The 16846-nt window shown below is 38.1% G+C and carries 16 protein-coding genes; 5 read left to right on the top strand and 11 right to left on the bottom strand.

Annotated elements, in window-relative coordinates; all coding sequences use genetic code 11:
• Window positions 1-7: 7 nt before the first annotated feature.
• From trpB to V6R96_RS19365, 8 genes are all read right to left on the bottom strand, one after another.
• A complete protein-coding gene (gene trpB, locus V6R96_RS19400) occupies window positions 8-1186 on the bottom strand; it encodes a tryptophan synthase subunit beta (RefSeq protein ID WP_223558890.1) in 1179 nt (392 codons plus the stop codon).
• 532 nt (window positions 1187-1718) lie between these two features.
• Window positions 1719-2243, bottom strand: a complete 525-nt coding sequence (locus V6R96_RS19395) for a hypothetical protein (RefSeq protein WP_111957828.1) — start codon at window positions 2241-2243, stop codon at window positions 1719-1721.
• Window positions 2244-2269: 26 nt separating this feature from the next.
• A complete protein-coding gene (locus V6R96_RS19390; protein WP_336379880.1) occupies window positions 2270-2929 on the bottom strand; it encodes a phosphoribosylanthranilate isomerase in 660 nt (219 codons plus the stop codon).
• Window positions 2930-2947: 18 nt separating this feature from the next.
• Entirely contained in the window at window positions 2948-3727 is a 780-nt protein-coding gene (gene trpC, locus V6R96_RS19385) for an indole-3-glycerol phosphate synthase TrpC (RefSeq protein WP_336379881.1), read from the bottom strand.
• Between the two features lie 113 nt (window positions 3728-3840).
• Window positions 3841-4830 carry an anthranilate phosphoribosyltransferase gene (gene trpD, locus V6R96_RS19380; protein ID WP_336379979.1) on the bottom strand — a complete coding sequence of 330 codons (990 nt, stop codon included), beginning with the start codon at window positions 4828-4830 and terminating at the stop codon, window positions 3841-3843.
• Window positions 4831-4862: 32 nt separating this feature from the next.
• A complete protein-coding gene (locus V6R96_RS19375) occupies window positions 4863-5471 on the bottom strand; it encodes an aminodeoxychorismate/anthranilate synthase component II (RefSeq protein WP_336379882.1) in 609 nt (202 codons plus the stop codon).
• A 42-nt stretch (window positions 5472-5513) separates the two neighbouring features.
• Window positions 5514-6938: an anthranilate synthase component I family protein gene (locus V6R96_RS19370; RefSeq protein WP_336379883.1), complete on the bottom strand. Its 1425-nt coding sequence runs from the start codon at window positions 6936-6938 to the stop codon at window positions 5514-5516.
• A 249-nt stretch (window positions 6939-7187) separates the two neighbouring features.
• A complete protein-coding gene (locus tag V6R96_RS19365) occupies window positions 7188-7832 on the bottom strand; it encodes a hypothetical protein (protein WP_336379884.1) in 645 nt (214 codons plus the stop codon).
• Window positions 7833-7971: 139 nt separating this feature from the next.
• Here V6R96_RS19365 and V6R96_RS19360 point away from each other — a divergent pair, with 139 nt between their 5' ends.
• The 4 genes from V6R96_RS19360 to lysS all read left to right on the top strand — a co-directional run bounded on the left by V6R96_RS19360 (window position 7972) and on the right by lysS (window position 11719).
• Entirely contained in the window at window positions 7972-8196 is a 225-nt protein-coding gene (locus tag V6R96_RS19360; RefSeq protein ID WP_336379885.1) for a hypothetical protein, read from the top strand.
• Window positions 8196-8570, top strand: a complete 375-nt coding sequence (locus tag V6R96_RS19355; RefSeq protein ID WP_111957806.1) for a c-type cytochrome — start codon at window positions 8196-8198, stop codon at window positions 8568-8570. Before V6R96_RS19360 ends, V6R96_RS19355 begins: the two co-directional genes overlap by 1 nt.
• Window positions 8571-8573: 3 nt before the next feature.
• Entirely contained in the window at window positions 8574-9500 is a 927-nt protein-coding gene (rlmF, locus tag V6R96_RS19350) for a 23S rRNA (adenine(1618)-N(6))-methyltransferase RlmF (RefSeq protein ID WP_336379886.1), read from the top strand.
• A gap of 521 nt (window positions 9501-10021) precedes the next feature.
• On the top strand, window positions 10022-11719 hold the full coding sequence (gene lysS, locus V6R96_RS19345; RefSeq protein WP_223558746.1) for a lysine--tRNA ligase: 1698 nt from the start codon (window positions 10022-10024) through the stop codon (window positions 11717-11719).
• 35 nt (window positions 11720-11754) lie between these two features.
• Here the strand turns inward: lysS and V6R96_RS19340 are convergent, their stop codons facing one another.
• From V6R96_RS19340 to V6R96_RS19330, 3 genes are read right to left on the bottom strand one after another with little or no spacing between them, the layout of a single operon-like run.
• A complete protein-coding gene (locus tag V6R96_RS19340) occupies window positions 11755-12270 on the bottom strand; it encodes a ClbS/DfsB family four-helix bundle protein (protein ID WP_223558747.1) in 516 nt (171 codons plus the stop codon).
• Window positions 12271-12273: 3 nt separating this feature from the next.
• A complete protein-coding gene (locus tag V6R96_RS19335; RefSeq protein ID WP_111957798.1) occupies window positions 12274-13278 on the bottom strand; it encodes a cytochrome d ubiquinol oxidase subunit II in 1005 nt (334 codons plus the stop codon).
• On the bottom strand, window positions 13275-14618 hold the full coding sequence (locus V6R96_RS19330; RefSeq protein WP_111957920.1) for a cytochrome ubiquinol oxidase subunit I: 1344 nt from the start codon (window positions 14616-14618) through the stop codon (window positions 13275-13277). The genes V6R96_RS19335 and V6R96_RS19330 overlap by 4 nt, the downstream gene beginning before the upstream one ends.
• A gap of 230 nt (window positions 14619-14848) precedes the next feature.
• Here V6R96_RS19330 and gyrB point away from each other — a divergent pair, with 230 nt between their 5' ends.
• A complete protein-coding gene (gene gyrB / locus V6R96_RS19325; protein ID WP_111957796.1) occupies window positions 14849-16783 on the top strand; it encodes a DNA topoisomerase (ATP-hydrolyzing) subunit B in 1935 nt (644 codons plus the stop codon).
• Window positions 16784-16846: the final 63 nt, after the last annotated feature.

The raw sequence follows: 16846 nt of genomic DNA, 5'->3' as shown, positions 1-16846 counted from the left end.
CGACATTTTACAAATTCTTCAAATACGTTTCCATATCCTTATCCCCACGTCCGCTCAGGCAGATCACGACAATGTCTTCTTCACGGAATTTCTTTTTGTCTAAAACGGCCAGCGCATGTGAGCTTTCCAATGCAGGAATTATTCCTTCCAGTTTTGTAAGTTCAAAAGCAGATTGTAAAGCTTCCTCATCATTAATACTGAAAAACTCTGCCCGTTTTTCCTTAAACAAATGAGCATGGAAAGGCCCGATTCCCGGATAATCAAGACCTGCAGAAATAGAGTGGGGTTCGATCACCTGACCATCTTCAGTTTGCATCACAAGACTTTTGCTTCCATGAAGAACACCTAAGGTTCCCAGAAAAGTAGTGGCTGCAGATTTTCCAGAATCTACGCCCAATCCACCAGCTTCTGCAGCAATGATCTTCACTTCTTTTTCTTCTACAAAATGATAAAAAGTTCCTGCTGCATTGCTTCCGCCGCCTACACAGGCAATCACATAATCAGGATTTTCTCTACCGATTTTCTCTTTAAGCTGCTCCCTGATTTCCTTTGAGATAATGCTTTGAAATCTGGCAACCAGATCCGGAAAAGGGTGGGGACCCACCACACTTCCGATCACATAATGAGTAGTCACAGGATTATTGATCCAGTCCCTAAGCGCTTCATTTACGGCGTCTTTCAGGGTTTTGGAGCCAGAGGTTGCCGGAATCACTTCTGCACCCAGCATTTTCATTCTTGCTACATTAGGAGCCTGTCTCTGAATGTCAATTTCTCCCATATAAACGATGCATTCCAGGCCAAGAAGGGCACAGGCTGTAGCTGTGGCCACACCGTGCTGCCCGGCTCCGGTTTCAGCAATAATTCTGGTTTTACCAAGACGTTTTGCCAGTAAAACCTGTCCCAGGGCATTGTTGATCTTATGGGCTCCGGTATGGTTGAGATCCTCTCTTTTTAAATAAACTTGAGTATGGTATTTCTGGCTTAAATTCTTAGCGAAATAGAGTGGGGTAGCACGTCCGACGTAATTTTTAAGCAGGTCCTGATACTCATCCTGAAACTCTTCAGACTCTATGATCTTAAGATAGTTTTTCTGCAGTTCCTCTACATTCGGATAAAGCATTTCAGGGATGAAAGCTCCTCCGAATTCTCCATAATATCCGTGTTCATCAGGGTTTTTATAATTCATTGTATTGTTTTTAGTTATTAAATAAGCATTTTTTTCCGGGTTAAGCTGTCTGAGGAGCTCCCTGGTTTCTCCGGAACCATTAAAAATCAAAATATCATCGTCTTCAGAGCTGATCCATCTGTTTTCACTATTTTCAAGAATAGCTTTGGCCTTGTTTTCCAGAATTTCAATATTACATGGTTGATAAAAGGGGCGAAGATCAGCAAAACAGAAGCCTATGGTTTCAATTTTCCTTTGAATCAGATTTTCTTTAAAAGACTGAACCAGCTGTGATCCGTATCCTCTTTTTTTCTGAGCAGAAACCAGTCCTACAGCCTCAGCAAAAGAATACTGCTTTCCTGAAATCTCTAAGATGAAGTCAAAGTTAAGGCGGATCATTGCTAGTATTTCATCTTCAAATCCTGATATAAAATGAAATTCCGAATTTTTAAAAAAACTGCGGAAATCTGACGGGGTCATCCCACTCCACTCAGGGACTTCCCAAAGGTTTAAAATATGTTGTGTTTCGTGATCCGTTAATTCACTTGACTTTTTAATTTGATAATTCATCGGTTAAGCTGTTGATAAATTGTATATAATAATTCCGTTGCTGTCTGGTGATCAGTTTTTTATGATGCAGTAATTCAATTTTACTGATCAGGTCAATTAAGGTGGCAACATCTATTTTTGAGTCGTACATGGTAACGGCAATTTCCAGATTGTCAATTAAGAAATAAGGATCGGAATCTTCATAAAGCAGAAAAATTTTAGCATAAATCTTTCCCAGGTCATATTTCACATTTGTTTTGACGTGAATATCTAAAAATTTGTCAGAAATTATCACGAGATAATAGCTGTTCCAAAGACCTATTCTTTCAAAGAAATACTGGATATCATCACCGTTAAAAATTTTGATAATGTCTATAAACTCCTGTAACTGTTTGTCCATAGTCCAGTTCTCTGCATCGCTGTCATTCTGTGAAACAAAATTGTACAGAGCCTGAATTTTTTCATTCCCGAATTTAGGCGGAAATAAGGTTTTATAAAATGTTTTTTTTAGCAGATGGATGTTCATCATCTTATGTGTATTTTTTAGCCGTTCTTTTAAAACGGTTTAGAAATGAATTTTCTTATTTTTTCCAGGTCTTTAATTCCCGGTTCCAGTTCAAATTTTGAATTGATATCTATGACAAAAGGCTTCTTATTCAAAAGACTGATGCCTTCAATATTTTCCTCTGAAATACCACCACTCAAAAAATAAGGAAGTGGGATTTCAAACTCATTCAATAAGGTCCAGTCGAACTGATTTCCCGTTCCTCCGAATGCTTTACTGTCCGTATCAAAGAGAAAATAATCAACAAGTGAAACGTGAGAGCTAATTGTTTTTTCTATTTTTTCCTTTGTTTCCTGATCATTATTTCCGACCCTGACAGCCTTTATGATTTTAATCTCAGGTTTAAGGTTTTGTTTTAAGCCGATCATAAAATCTTCGTTTTCATCGCCATGGAGCTGAATCATATTCAACCCTGCTTTTTCTGCGATATCGGTAACTTTATCAATGGTTTCATTGACAAAAACTCCTGTTTTTCCCAAATGATTGATTTGCGAAATATCTTCCAGACTCAAATGATTCAAAACATATCTTGGTGATTTTTCATAGAAAATAAAACCGAGAAAATCTGTTTTCAGGGAAATCAGCTCATGAATTTGATTTAATTGGGTCAATCCACAAACTTTTAGCTTTGGCCGCAGGTTTTTATTCATTGCTAGATTGATAAACTGTTATATGGCTACATTAGAAACAAATTCAGCGAATTTATTTGCCGGATCTTCATTTTTCATAAAATATTCTCCCATCAGAAAACCGTCGAATCCTTTTTCCTTTAAGTACCTGAAATTTTCTGTACTGTAAATGCCGCTTTCTGCGATGGATAAGACATCTTTCGGAAGCTGGTCTTTTAAAAGTACGGAATGCTGAAGATCAACCTTAAAATCCTTTAAATTTCTGTTGTTGATACCGACAAGATCAATTTTAGAATTGAAATGATTCAGCTCATCTTCTGTATGAATTTCCAGAAGGACTTCCATATCCAGCTGATGGGCAAGCTCTGTAAATTCCAAAACCTGATCTGGAGAAAGACAGGCTGCGATCAGTAGAACGGCATCGGCACCGATACTTTTGGCTTCATAAAACTGGTATTCATCCACCATAAAATCTTTCCTGAGAATAGGGATATGGATATGATTTCTTACATTCAAAATATCATCAAAGCTTCCTCCGAAAAAATCCGTATCAGTCAGAATAGAAATTCCGGATGCTCCAAAGTTTTCATAGGCAGAAACGACTTTTAAAGGCTGAACCTGATCGTTGATAATCCCTTTTGAAGGAGATTTTCTTTTAAATTCAGCAATAATTCCACTTTTATTTTTGATAGATTCTTTCAGGGAAAAACTTTTTCTTCCAAAAAAATCAGAATTCTTCAGATGATCAATTGAAATTTTTGCTTTTGAAACGGTAATTTCTTCCTTTTTTCTTTCAATAATTTTATCAAGTATTGTCATTGTTTAACTAGAAGTTAGAGGTTAGAAATTAGAGGTTAGATATGCCAGAGAAGAGTTTAAATTTTTATTATCAACTAATAACCAGCAGCTAGCAACTAATTAATTATCAAATATTAGCCATTTACCAGTAATTCAAGGCTTCTTAGTGCCTTTCCACTTTCCAGACTTTCTTTTGTCAGTGCAAGGCAATCTTCATAGGTTCCGAATTTTTTTGTGTGGAAAAGAGCAGTTGATGCATTGGCAAGAACCACAGCGTTTTGTTGTGCCGCACCTTTTCCTTCCAGGATATTCCTGAAAATCTTAGCTGATTCCTGAGGGGTTTCTCCCGATTTAATGCTTTCCGGACTTACAGAATCAAATCCCAGATCCCGGGCAGAATAAATTTCTTCACCATGTTTCGTAATAATCTTGCTGTCCTGGGTAAGGCTTATTTCATCATATCCATCCAGGCCATGTACAAGGATAAACTCGCGCTCTTCTTTCTGCAAGAGGTATTGGTAAATTCTTGCAATTTCAAGATTATAAACTCCAATTACGGAATATTTAGGTTTCGCAGGATTGACCAACGGACCCAACAAATTGAAAAACGTTCTAAGTCCTAAGGCTTTCCTCAAAGCACCTACAGATTGAAGAGCAGGATGAAAATACGGAGCGTGCAGAAAACATATATTGGCTTTTTCAAGGTCTTTATTCAGCTGGTCTGAAGTATTTTTGAACTGATAACCAAGTTCTTCCATGACATTGGATGATCCTGTGGTAGCAGATGCCCCGTAATTTCCGTGTTTGGCAACTTTCTGTCCAGCTCCCGCAACGACAAAGCTTGCCAGCGTTGATATATTGATCGTATTTTTGCCATCGCCTCCGGTTCCTACAATGTCCATCGTATCGTGATGGTCAAGATGTACGGGAACGGCCATTTGCAGAAGTGCTTCTCTGAAACCTTCCAGTTCTTTTAAGGTAATATTCCGCATCAGAAAAACACTGATAAATGCAGTGACTTCTGCAGAATTGAATTTATTCTGTGCGATCTCGATCATTGTTGCCTTTGCTTCCGATTTGGACAAAGTCTGATGATTGAACAGGTATTGGAGGATTTCTTTCATCTGGGGTGCTTTTATAGGTGTTTCTGTAGTTTTCAATGTAAAAGAAAGTTTTTGATTATCACTTCCCCGTCAGGAGTTAAAATGCTTTCAGGGTGGAATTGTACCCCATGTACATCATAGGTTTTATGCTGCAGTGCCATGATCATTCCATCTTTGTCTATGGCTGTAATTTCCAGTTCTTCAGGAAAGCCTTCCGGGTTGACAGCCCAGCTGTGGTATCTTCCCACTTCCATTCCTGAAGTTAGGTTTTTGAAAATTTTAGTGTTTTCTTTAACCAGTTCGGCAGAAGTAGCCACCCCATGAAAAATTTCAGAAAGATTGATCAGGCTTCCTCCAAAAGCTTCAGCAATAGCTTGTTGTCCGAGACAAACGCCTAAAATACTTTTTGTAGGGGCATATTCCCTGATCAGATCCAGCAAAATTCCTGCCTCTTCCGGAATACCGGGACCTGGCGAAAGGATAATTTTATCATATTTCCCGATCTCTTCCAAAGTGATCTGATCATTTCTTACTACATCTACTTTCTGATCCAGAATTCGTTCAATGATCTGAACCAGGTTATAGGTGAAGCTGTCGTAGTTATCAAAAACCAGAACTTTAAGTTGATTAGGAGTTGCTGGTTGGTTTATATCGTTGCTCATTTTTTGTTTTTTTTATTGTTGGGTAGGAGTTGAAAGTTGCTGTTAACTCAATACTATTTTACCTGCTTTGTCAACTGCTTTTTTCAGCGCATTTAATTTATTATTCACTTCCTGCAGCTCATTTTCAGGGACAGATTTTGCCACCAGTCCGGCTCCGGCCTGATAATAAAGGGTATTGTTCCGGCTTAAAAAAGTACGGATCATAATGGCCTGGTTGCAGGTTCCGTTTAATCCGATCATTCCGATGCATCCTCCGTAATAACCTCGGGAGTCTTTTTCATACTGATCGATAAGCTGAAGGGCTTTATGTTTGGGAGCACCACTTAGAGTTCCCTGTGGAAACGTAGCGGAAACCATATCAAGAGGATTGATGTTTTCCGGAAGATCGGCAGTAACTTCGCTTACCATATGGATGACATGGGAGAAAAGCTGGATCTCTTTCAGTTTGGTGACAGTTACATTTTTGCCTAGTTTGCCAAGGTCGTTTCTTGCTAAATCTACCAGCATGGTATGTTCTGCATTTTCCTTCGGATCATTTTTTAAAGCCTCAATAGACTGGAGATCAGTTTCCAGATGTCCGGTTCTCTTGAAAGTCCCTGCAATAGGGTGAATGACAGCTTTGTTGTCTTTGATGATCAGCTGGCTTTCGGGACTGGAACCGAATAATTTATAGTTTCCGTAATCGAAAAAGAAAAGATAGGGAGAAGGGTTGATATTCCTAAGGGCACGGTATACATTGAATTCGTCCCCTTTGAATTTCTGTTCAAACCTCCTGCTTAAAACCAGTTGGAAGACATCACCTCTCATACAGTGTTTCTGGGCTGTTTTTATCAGTTCGATATATTCTTCATCGGTAAGATTAGAAGTTTCGCTGTCAATTTTTTCGAAAGGATAGACCGGAGTATTCTGATTTCTGATCAGGTTTTCCAACAGATAAAGTTCAGATTTTAACCCCGGGATTTGGTTTTCGATAATGTGCATCTCATCATTGTAATGATTGATGGCAATAACGTATTGGTAAAGTCTGTAACGAAGAATAGGAATTTCTACTTCAGGACTCTGTGGCTTTAAGCTGATGTCTTCAAAAAACTGTACGGCTTCAAAGCTTGTATATCCGAAAAGGCTTTGCGCTGTCTGTTCAATAGGATCATGCGTGGTTTCACATTCAAAAACGCTTTGGAATTCCTCAAAAATCTCCGTTATATTTCGTTCAGCTATCAATTGCTTTACGGGATCTGAGCCCGGCAGCTTGATTTCAAATTCAGTAAGATTTTTAACCTCAATTCCTGCAACGGCATTCACTGCGATAAAAGAGAAATTATTATCAATATTCTTAGAATCCGAACTTTCCAGAAGGATGGTATCCCGGAATCTGTCCCTGATCTGAAGATAGATGTTCATTGGAGTATAAAGGTCTCCCAGTGTTTTTTTAGAACCGGTCTTTATTTTTATTTTCTGAGTGGTCATCTGACTTGTATTTTTTGTTTTGGATTAAATAAAAAAGGCTTCAACGGAATCCGTCAAAGCCTATATATTGTTTATTTTAATTATTCTGCTATCTCATTAGCAACATGACAATACCTCCAGACCCGACGAAGAGTTTGAAAGCCACCACCAAATATTGTTGCTCATATTAAACATGGTACAAATGTAGAAATTTTTTTAATATAAAAACAAAAAACGGCCAAAAATAAAAAAACTTAATATGGAGATCTTTTATTTAAGTTGCTTTAATTCCTTTTTTAATTCTTCAATTTTTGTTTTGTATTCGTCATTGTTATAGGAACTTACATAATCCTCTAAAGCTGAAATGTATTCTTCAATAAACTCTTTATTCGTTCTGTCCGCTTCATATTTGATCTTTGCGGAGTTTACCGGAGCCATCTTTTCATACTGCAGCAAAGCGTTTCCTTCTTCAGACTGATAATACAGGATTACTATGTTTTTTTCATATCCCGGAATATATTTTACCGGGAAATACTGTTCCGTTCTGGGGATTCTGATGGCATTTTCAATTGGATAAATAGTAGCACTTGTTGTTGAAAAATAAGTTGAAACATATTTTCCGTCCTTTTTTTTTACAATAGCTTCATAATCATGAATATACATCTCATTCAGGGTAGAGTTGGTTTCTACATCGGAGGTGATAACGGCTGTACTTTCTACGCCGTATTTATTTAAAAACCAGGCATTCAGATATTGTCCTGCAACACCGTTCAGAATGGCGAGAGGAAGAATCGGGGCTAGAAACCATGCTTTTTTGGTAACATAAGAAAGTAAACCAAAGAATACTAAAAGTATGATCACCGTGTAAAAACCATGATGACTGGTGAAAAACAGAATTTTGGATATAAAAATCATACCCTAAATTTAAAATTATCGAAGGACATAATCATTATCTAATCATTAATTTTCTTGAAAAATGTGTGCAATGTGGAGATAAGTCATAAGTTTAAAAGCTTATTTTTTATACTTTTGTCTAAATTTTATAGAAAAAATAATGAAAAAAGTATTAGCAATTGCATTCATTGGGAGTTTGTTCGTAGTAAACTGCTCTAAGAAACCGGATCATAATTTACAGGACAGCAACACAATGCTGCCGGAACCAGATGCTCCAACAGTAGTAGATTCTACAGCTAAAACAGCTGCTCCGGCTGCTGCAACAACTCCTGCACCAGCTACTCCTGAGGCTGCTAAAACAGATTCTACCGCAGCAAAAAAATAATGAAAAAATTCCTTTTGGCAGGAACTATAGGATTTCTGATCCTTTCCTGTTCTAAAAAAGAAAACACGGAGGTACCAAGTATGCCTGCCGAAACATCCGCTGTTTCGGAACCGGCAAAAGCTAATCTTTCAGGTGACCAGATCATCGAAACATTAGACTGTTCAGGTTGCCATGCCGTGAATGAGAGAATGATAGGACCTTCTTATAAGGAGATCGCAGAAAAATATTCTGAAAAAGATATTGAGCTGCTGGCTTCCAAGATCATAGAAGGCGGGAGCGGAGTTTGGGGAGGCGTTCCGATGGCTGCCCATCCACAGGTATCTAAAGAAGATGCCAAAAAAATGGTAGAATATATTCTGAGTCAGAAAAAATAAATAATGTCTACTGAAAAATCCAGTCTGCACACAAGAAATCTGCATCGCAATCCCTATGATTTTGATCAGCTTATTTCTTGTGTGCCAGAACTGAAGCACTATGTTTTCGTTAATGCTTACGAAACAAAGACCATTAATTTCAGTCTTCCTAAAGCGGTAAAACTGCTTAACCAGGCATTACTTTTACATTTTTACCATATCAAAAACTGGGATATTCCCGAAACCAATCTTTGTCCTCCTATTCCCGGACGGGCTGATTATATCCATTATATTGCCGATCTTATCGCCGAACAGCAGCCTGAAATCCCGACAGGGACTTCTGTGTCAGGGTTAGATATCGGAACAGGAGCGAATCTTGTTTATCCCTTACTGGCTCACAGATCTTATGGATGGAAGATGATGGGAACAGATATTAATCAGGATTCGTTGGAAAATGCACGGTGTATTTTGGATCAAAACCCGGATTTATTATCTGTTATTCCATTAAAACAACAGCCTGATTCCAATCATATCTTTAAAAATATTATCGAATCTGGAGACCGTTTTGCATTTTCTATGTGTAATCCTCCTTTTCATGATTCCGAAGAATCTGCACTGAAAGGAAACCTTAGAAAAACAAAGAATATCAATAAATCAAAGTCTAAAAAGCCTCTTCTTAATTTTGGAGGACAACAATCCGAATTATGGTGTGAAGGAGGCGAACTGGCTTTTATCTCAAAAATGATTGAAGAAAGTGTTCAGTATTCCTCACAGGTCCTTTGGTTCACATGTTTAGTATCTAAAAAAGATAATCTATATAAGCTCAATACACTATTAAAAAAAGTCAAAGCATTAGAAATTAAAACCATTGATATGGCTCAGGGGCAAAAGATAAGCAGAATGCTGGCCTGGACATTTATTCCTGAGAAGGATAGGACAGGGTGGATATAAGATGTAAATAGTCAATTTTGCTGCGCAAGTCAAATGTCAATGGTAACCTTCACTAATAATTCACTGTGAAGCAGATTCACTATTGATAGTTCACTTTTCACAATTAAAGTCAATAGTCAATTTTGCTGCGCAAGTGAAAGGTTAATGGTAACCTTCACTAATAAATTCACTGTGAAACAGATTCACCATTGACAGTTCACTTTTACAATTGAAGTCGCTGATCAATTTTGCTGCGCAAGTCAAATGTCAATGGTAACCTTCACTAATAATTCACTGTGAAACAGATTCACCATTGACAGTTCACTTTTCACAATTAAAGTCAATAGTCAATTTTGCTGCGCAAGTCAAATGTCAATAATAATCCTACCAAAAAACTCACTGTGAAGCGGTATTTACTACTGACAATTCACGCTTAAGCTGCTAATAGTCAATGATAATCTCTGCTGACAAGCAAATTCGCAATTCGTAATTGACAAATCACTAAAAATGCCTAAATTTGTACGCTTTTAGAAAAATAAGAAATGCAATTATCAGAACAAGAAATCATTAGAAGAGAAAAGCTGAATAAGCTTACTGAAATGGGAATTAATGCATTCCCTGCGGAGGAGTATACCATAACAGATACTACAGAATCTATAAAACAGGATTTTTCTGAAAATAAACAGGTGAAGATCGCTGGTAGATTGATGTCCCGCAGAATTCAGGGGAAGGCTTCTTTTGCTGAATTGCAGGACTCTAAAGGTAAGATCCAGGTTTATTTTAACAGAGACGAGATCTGTCCGGGTGAAGATAAAGAGCTTTATAATGAAGTGTATAAGCATTTGTTGGATATCGGTGATATTATCGGTATTGAAGGAACTTTATTCACTACTCAGGTAGGAGAAATGACAATTTTGGTAAAAAACTTTACGCTTCTTACCAAAGCTTTACGTCCGCTTCCTCAAGCTAAAACTGATGAAAATGGAGTAGTGCACGACGGATTTACAGATCCTGAATTGAGATACAGACAGCGTTACGTAGATTTAACGGTTAACCCACAGGTAAAAGAAATCTTTGTAAAGAGAACAAAAATGTTCAATGCAATGAGAACTTTCTTCAACGATGCCGGATATTTTGAAGTGGAAACACCTATCCTGCAGTCGATTCCTGGAGGAGCGGCAGCAAAACCGTTTATCACACATCACAATGCTTTAGATATTCCGTTATATTTAAGAATTGCCAACGAATTATATCTGAAAAGACTTATCGTTGGAGGTTTCGACGGGGTTTATGAGTTCTCTAAAAACTTCAGAAATGAAGGAATGGACAGAACGCACAATCCTGAATTTACAGCTATGGAGATCTATGTAGCTTACAAAGACTACAACTGGATGATGGATTTCACAGAAAAACTTCTGGAATTCTGTGCAGTTCAGGTGAATGGAAGTGCGGAATCTACTTTCGGAGAGCATACCATTAACTGGAAGGCGCCTTATCCAAGAGTTTCTATGACGGAAGCGATCCAAAAATATACAGGTTTCGATATCACTGGAAAAACTGAACAGGAATTGTTTGATTTTGCTAAATCTATCGGAATTGATGTGAATGAAACGATGGGGAAAGGAAAATTAATTGATGAGATCTTCGGAGAAAAATGTGAAGGAAACTTCATCCAGCCGACGTTTATCACGGATTACCCGATTGAAATGTCTCCTTTGACAAAGAAACACAGAAGCAAAGAAGGCTTAACGGAGCGTTTTGAATTAATGGTTTGTGGAAAAGAAATTGCAAACGCTTATTCAGAGCTTAATGATCCAATCGATCAAAGAGAGCGTTTTGAATCCCAGATGGCCTTATCAGAAAGAGGAGATGATGAAGCGATGTTCATTGACCAAGATTTCTTAAGAGCACTGGAATACGGTATGCCTCCAACTTCCGGATTAGGAATCGGTATGGACAGATTAATCATGTTCTTAACGAACAACGCATCTATCCAGGAAGTATTATTCTTCCCTCAGATGAGACCGGAAAAAACAGTTCCTCAGATTGAATTAGGTGAAGATGAAAAAGTGATCCTTGAAATCCTTAATTCTCAGGAAGAACCGTTTACACTAGCTGAAGTGAAAGAAAGAAGCCAGTTATCCGGTAAAAAGTGGGATAAAGCTTCTAAAACTTTGACTAAGAATAATCTTGTGAAAGTAGATAAGATTGATGATCAGCTTTTGATAAAACTGATATAATCTAGAATATGAAATAAATATAAACCGGTACAGAATCACTCTGTACCGGTTTCTTTTTTCCATTTACGCAGCTGAGTCCTGAAATTCTTGAACGGTGCTACAGTATTGATATGAATCCATTTCCAGACGGGCCATTTTGCGGGTGTTGTAGCCCACTTTCTCTGTTCAGGAACAAATAATGTTTCATAATCAAGGGTTTCAACCCATTCTACAATCTCATTGACCTGATTCTTCAGAATCTCTCTTTGCTGATGAAGGCTTAAAGCTCCGTATTCTTTATAAAAAGTTTCATATAAACCACCTAGATTATTCCACTTATACCCCGGTGCGGGAGTCTGTACCGTTATTCCTTTTTTTTCATCCGATTCCCATTGCAGCAGAAGACGGGTCCAGCCAAGCTGATACGATATATTCTGTGAAGGACTTTTATCAACTCCCGGTTTCAGAAGATCTTTTTCGTTCTCGGGAATGTCATTAAACTCTTTATCATAAAGCAGATAATTCTCTTTTATAGCTTCTATAAGTTCGGTTTTGTCTTTATACTGAATCATATCTTACTTTCTCTGCTTACTGAATGAAGCCATCAGGTAAAATAAAAACGGAAGAATAAACAAAGAGCCGAGCATCAATGCCCAACCCAGAGCATTAATAGTTTTTGGAGGAGCCATGTGTTCAAGTAATGAAAGATGTTGTCCGTTTCCGAGCAATATGATATCGGGATTATGCTGGTAAGTAGCTGCAACCAAGATCATTACCATCTGGAACCCTGCCAATGCACGTACAGGAAGCAGTTTCCGCTGATGCAGGGCACGGAGAATCAATGCTAAAGCTACTGTAGCAAAGGAAATTGCCATAACGCCCAATGGTTTTGAAAATACCCACATCACTAAAGGAATATCGGAAATATAGGCTGTTAAAAACACCAGCATACCTGTGATTACGACAAAGACCATAGTTTGTTTAGATTTTTTGATCATCAATGTAAGATCAGCCTTATCACGGGTTTCTCTTAATGAAAAGATAGAGGCCAGATATGCACATAATGATACGGTAAACAAACCTACGGAAACACCGAACCAGTTCAGCCAGCTGAAAATATATAAGTCCAGAAATCCAACCGCATCCGGATTAATGGAATGTGAAACGGTAGCCGCTGCAATCAGTCCTAAGAAAAATGGAGTTAACAGACTTGCGTAGTAAAAGATCTGGGTATATAAAATCTGCCAGTTATCTTTTACAGCATCATAGTGTCTGAAAGTAAAAGCTGTTCCCCTTGCAATAATTCCCAAAAGCATCAGAACCAGAGGAATATGAAGATAGGTAGACATGGTGGTGTAAATCTCAGGAAATCCTACAAAAAGAATAACGATCGCAATGATCAGCCACATATGATTGGCTTCCCAAACGGGTGCGATGGATTGGTACATGATCTCCTCTGTTTTATGACGTGCTTTTTTATGGGTAAAAAGCTCAACAATCCCGGCGCCGAAATCAGCACCGCCCAAAATGATATAAAGGCAGATAGAAAGCCACAGAAATCCTATAACAACGTAGATCATGATTTTTTGTTTTTATCGTTAAACTGAGCGTCTGTAGGGTCATAAAGTTTCGGTACCATCTGGATCTGTCTTCTTAAAAGAAAGATAATAATCAGGGATAATGACACAAAAATAGCCGTAAAAAAGTAAAATGAATACTGTATTCCCGGCATAGGCGTTACAGCATCTGCTGTTTTCATAATTCCATAAATGATCCATGGTTGTCTTCCGACCTCTGTTACTGTCCATCCTGCCTCCAAAGCGATATATCCGAAAGGTGTTGCGAACAGGAATGTTTTTAAAAGCCAGTTTTTAGTCAGCCATTCCTTTTTAAAGAAGAAGGCATACAGATAAATACTTCCGATGATAATCATGACCACACCGAAGAAGATCATAATTTGGAAAGCGTAATGCACAACAGCTACCGGAGGCCATTCATCACGCGGGAAATCATTTAATCCTTTTACTTCATGGTTGAAATCATTGCTTACCAGGAAGCTTAAAACTTTTGGGATTTTTACTGCATATTTCACTTCTCCTTTTTCTTCATCAGGAATTCCGCCAATAACGAAAGGTGCTCCTTTTTCAGTTTCAAAGTGAGCCTCCATTGCGGCAAGTTTAATAGGTTGTCTTTCCGCAACGGATTTAGCCGCTACATCACCGCTTAAAGGCGCTCCAAATGCCCCAATTAATGCAAATCCTGCAGCAATTCTGAATGCTTTCGTATGGAATTCCACATTCTTTTTCTTCATAATTAAAAAAGCATGAACCCCTGCAACGGCAAATCCTGTTGCACAGAATGCAGCAACTGTCATATGAAGAGCCTGAGGAAACCATGCATCATTGAACATAGCCTTTATAGGATCTATATTGGTATATTGCCCGTTGATATAATCAAAACCTGTCGGCGAATTCATCCAGGCATTAGCTGCCACAACCAGAATTCCGGAAGCGAGTCCGCTTAATCCTACCAGAAATCCACAGAACCAATGGAACCATTTGTTGAATTTTTCCCATCCATAAAGAAAGAATCCTATAGCAATAGCCTCAATAAAAAATGCAGTCCCTTCGAGAGAAAACGGCATTCCGAAAATCGGTCCGGCATGTTTCATGAATCCCGGCCACAGAAGGCCAAGCTCAAAAGAAAGCATGGTCCCCGAAACGGCACCGGTTGCAAAAAGAATGGCAACTCCCTTGCTCCAGGCTTTTGTAAGGCCTTTATATACTTCATTATTGGTTTTAAGGTATTTCCAGTGAGCGAAGGCCATCAGAAAAGGCATTACCATTCCCACACAGGCGAAAATGATATGAAAGCCCAGTGAGAGAGCCATCTGCGCGCGGGCTGCAATAAAATCATCCATATAATCAACTTTTGAGTAAATAAATTTAAGCATAAAATACGGATGTATAATATGATTTTATACAGATGATATTTGAGAAATAGGTAATAACTTTAAGCTTTTTTAGATAAAACAGTACTCCTGGTTTTAATAAAAACTCTCATCTTTTTTGACATATTTTAACTTTCATAAGTCGAAAAAAATCACGATATTTGTAGGTCTTTGCATTAGGCAAAATTTATTAATTTTATATGAGTCAAAAACAATATACAGCTAGCAGTATCCAGGCCTTAGAGGGTATGGAACACGTTCGACTAAGACCATCAATGTACATTGGAGATGTAGGAGTAAGAGGTCTTCATCATTTGGTTTATGAAGTAGTAGATAACTCTATTGACGAGGCTTTGGCAGGGTATTGCGATACCATTTTGGTAACCATCCACAAAGGGGAGAGTATCTCTGTAAAAGATAACGGTAGAGGAATTCCTGTAGATTTTCACGAAAAAGAACAAAAATCTGCTTTAGAGGTTGTCATGACTAAAATTGGAGCAGGTGGAAAATTTGATAAAGATTCTTACAAAGTATCCGGAGGTCTTCACGGAGTGGGAGTATCGTGTGTGAATGCACTTTCTACTTTATTGGTGGCTACAGTAAGCCTTAACGGGAAATTATATCAACAGAAATATTCAGAGGGTAAAGCCCTTGCAGATGTTGCTGAAATAGGAACTACCACTGAAAGAGGAACAGAAGTTTTCTTCCAGCCAGATGCTACGATCTTTCAGGAAACTGTTTACAACTATGATACCCTTGCAACAAGGTTACGTGAACTGGCTTTTCTTAACAAAGGAATTACAATAACGCTTGTTGATGAAAGAGCAGAGAACGAAGACGGATCTTTCGCGATGGAAGTTTTCCATTCAGAAGGAGGTTTAAAGGAATTCGTTGAATTTATCGACGGAAACAGGGAATCTATCATGGAGAATGTGATTTTCATGGAAGCGGAAAGAGATGATATTCCTGTAGAAGTTGCTATGCGTTATAACACGTCATTCAGCGAAAATCTCCACTCTTATGTAAATAATATCAATACCCATGAAGGGGGAACTCACCTTGCTGGCTTCAGACGTGCTTTGACAAGAACGTTGAAGAAGTATGCTGATGATTTAGGAATCCCACAAAAAGAAAAAGTAGAAATTACAGGAGATGATTTCCGTGAAGGGCTGACCGCTGTAATTTCTGTAAAAGTAATGGAACCTCAGTTTGAAGGACAGACCAAAACAAAACTGGGAAACTCCGAAGTTTCAGGTGCTGTAGATAAAATAGTAGGAGAAATGCTTACTAATTTCTTAGAAGAAAACCCTAATGAAGCGAAAATTATCGTTCAGAAAGTGGTTTTAGCTGCAAAAGCAAGACAAGCTGCTAAGAAGGCCCGTGAAATGGTTCAGAGAAAATCTCCGATGGGAGGCTCAGGACTTCCGGGAAAATTATCCGACTGTTCATCCAAAGATCCGGCAGAATCTGAACTATTCTTAGTAGAGGGAGATTCCGCAGGTGGAACTGCGAAACAAGGTAGAGACAGACATTTCCAGGCTATTTTACCATTAAGAGGTAAAATCCTGAACGTTGAAAAATCTATGCTTCACAAAGTATATGATAACGAGGAAATTAAGAATATCTATACCGCTCTTGGAGTTTCTGTAGGTACAGAAGAAGACAGCAAAGCCTTAAATATGGCTAAACTGAGATATCATAAAGTAGTGATTATGACCGATGCCGATATTGACGGTTCTCACATCTCCACTCTGATTCTTACCTTCTTCTTCAGATTTATGAAGGAACTTATTGAGAACGGATATATTTATATCGCTCAGCCACCTTTATATTTATTAAAGAAAGGAAACAAAAAAGTATATGCCTACAACGAGAAAGAGCGTGAAGAATTTACTTTAGAAATGGCTCCGGACGGAAAAGGTGTAGAAGTTCAGCGTTATAAAGGTCTTGGGGAAATGAACCCTGAGCAGCTTTGGGAAACAACTCTTAACCCTGAGCACAGAATTTTAAAGCAGGTAACGATTGATAATGCAGTAGAGGCTGACAACATATTCTCAATGTTGATGGGAGATGAGGTTCCGCCAAGAAGAGAATTTATCGAGAAAAATGCAAAATATGCTAAGATCGACGCATAATTGTTATTAAAAATATATTAAGAAAAGCTTCTATTTATTAGAAGCTTTTTTTATATTTGGTGC

This window comes from Chryseobacterium sp. CCNWLW53 (assembly GCF_037083525.1).
In the GTDB taxonomy this organism is placed as follows: Bacteria; Bacteroidota; Bacteroidia; order Flavobacteriales; family Weeksellaceae; genus Chryseobacterium; species Chryseobacterium lathyri.
Note: the sequence above shows the minus strand (reverse complement) of the source record. Positions and strands in the feature narration are given on the sequence as shown.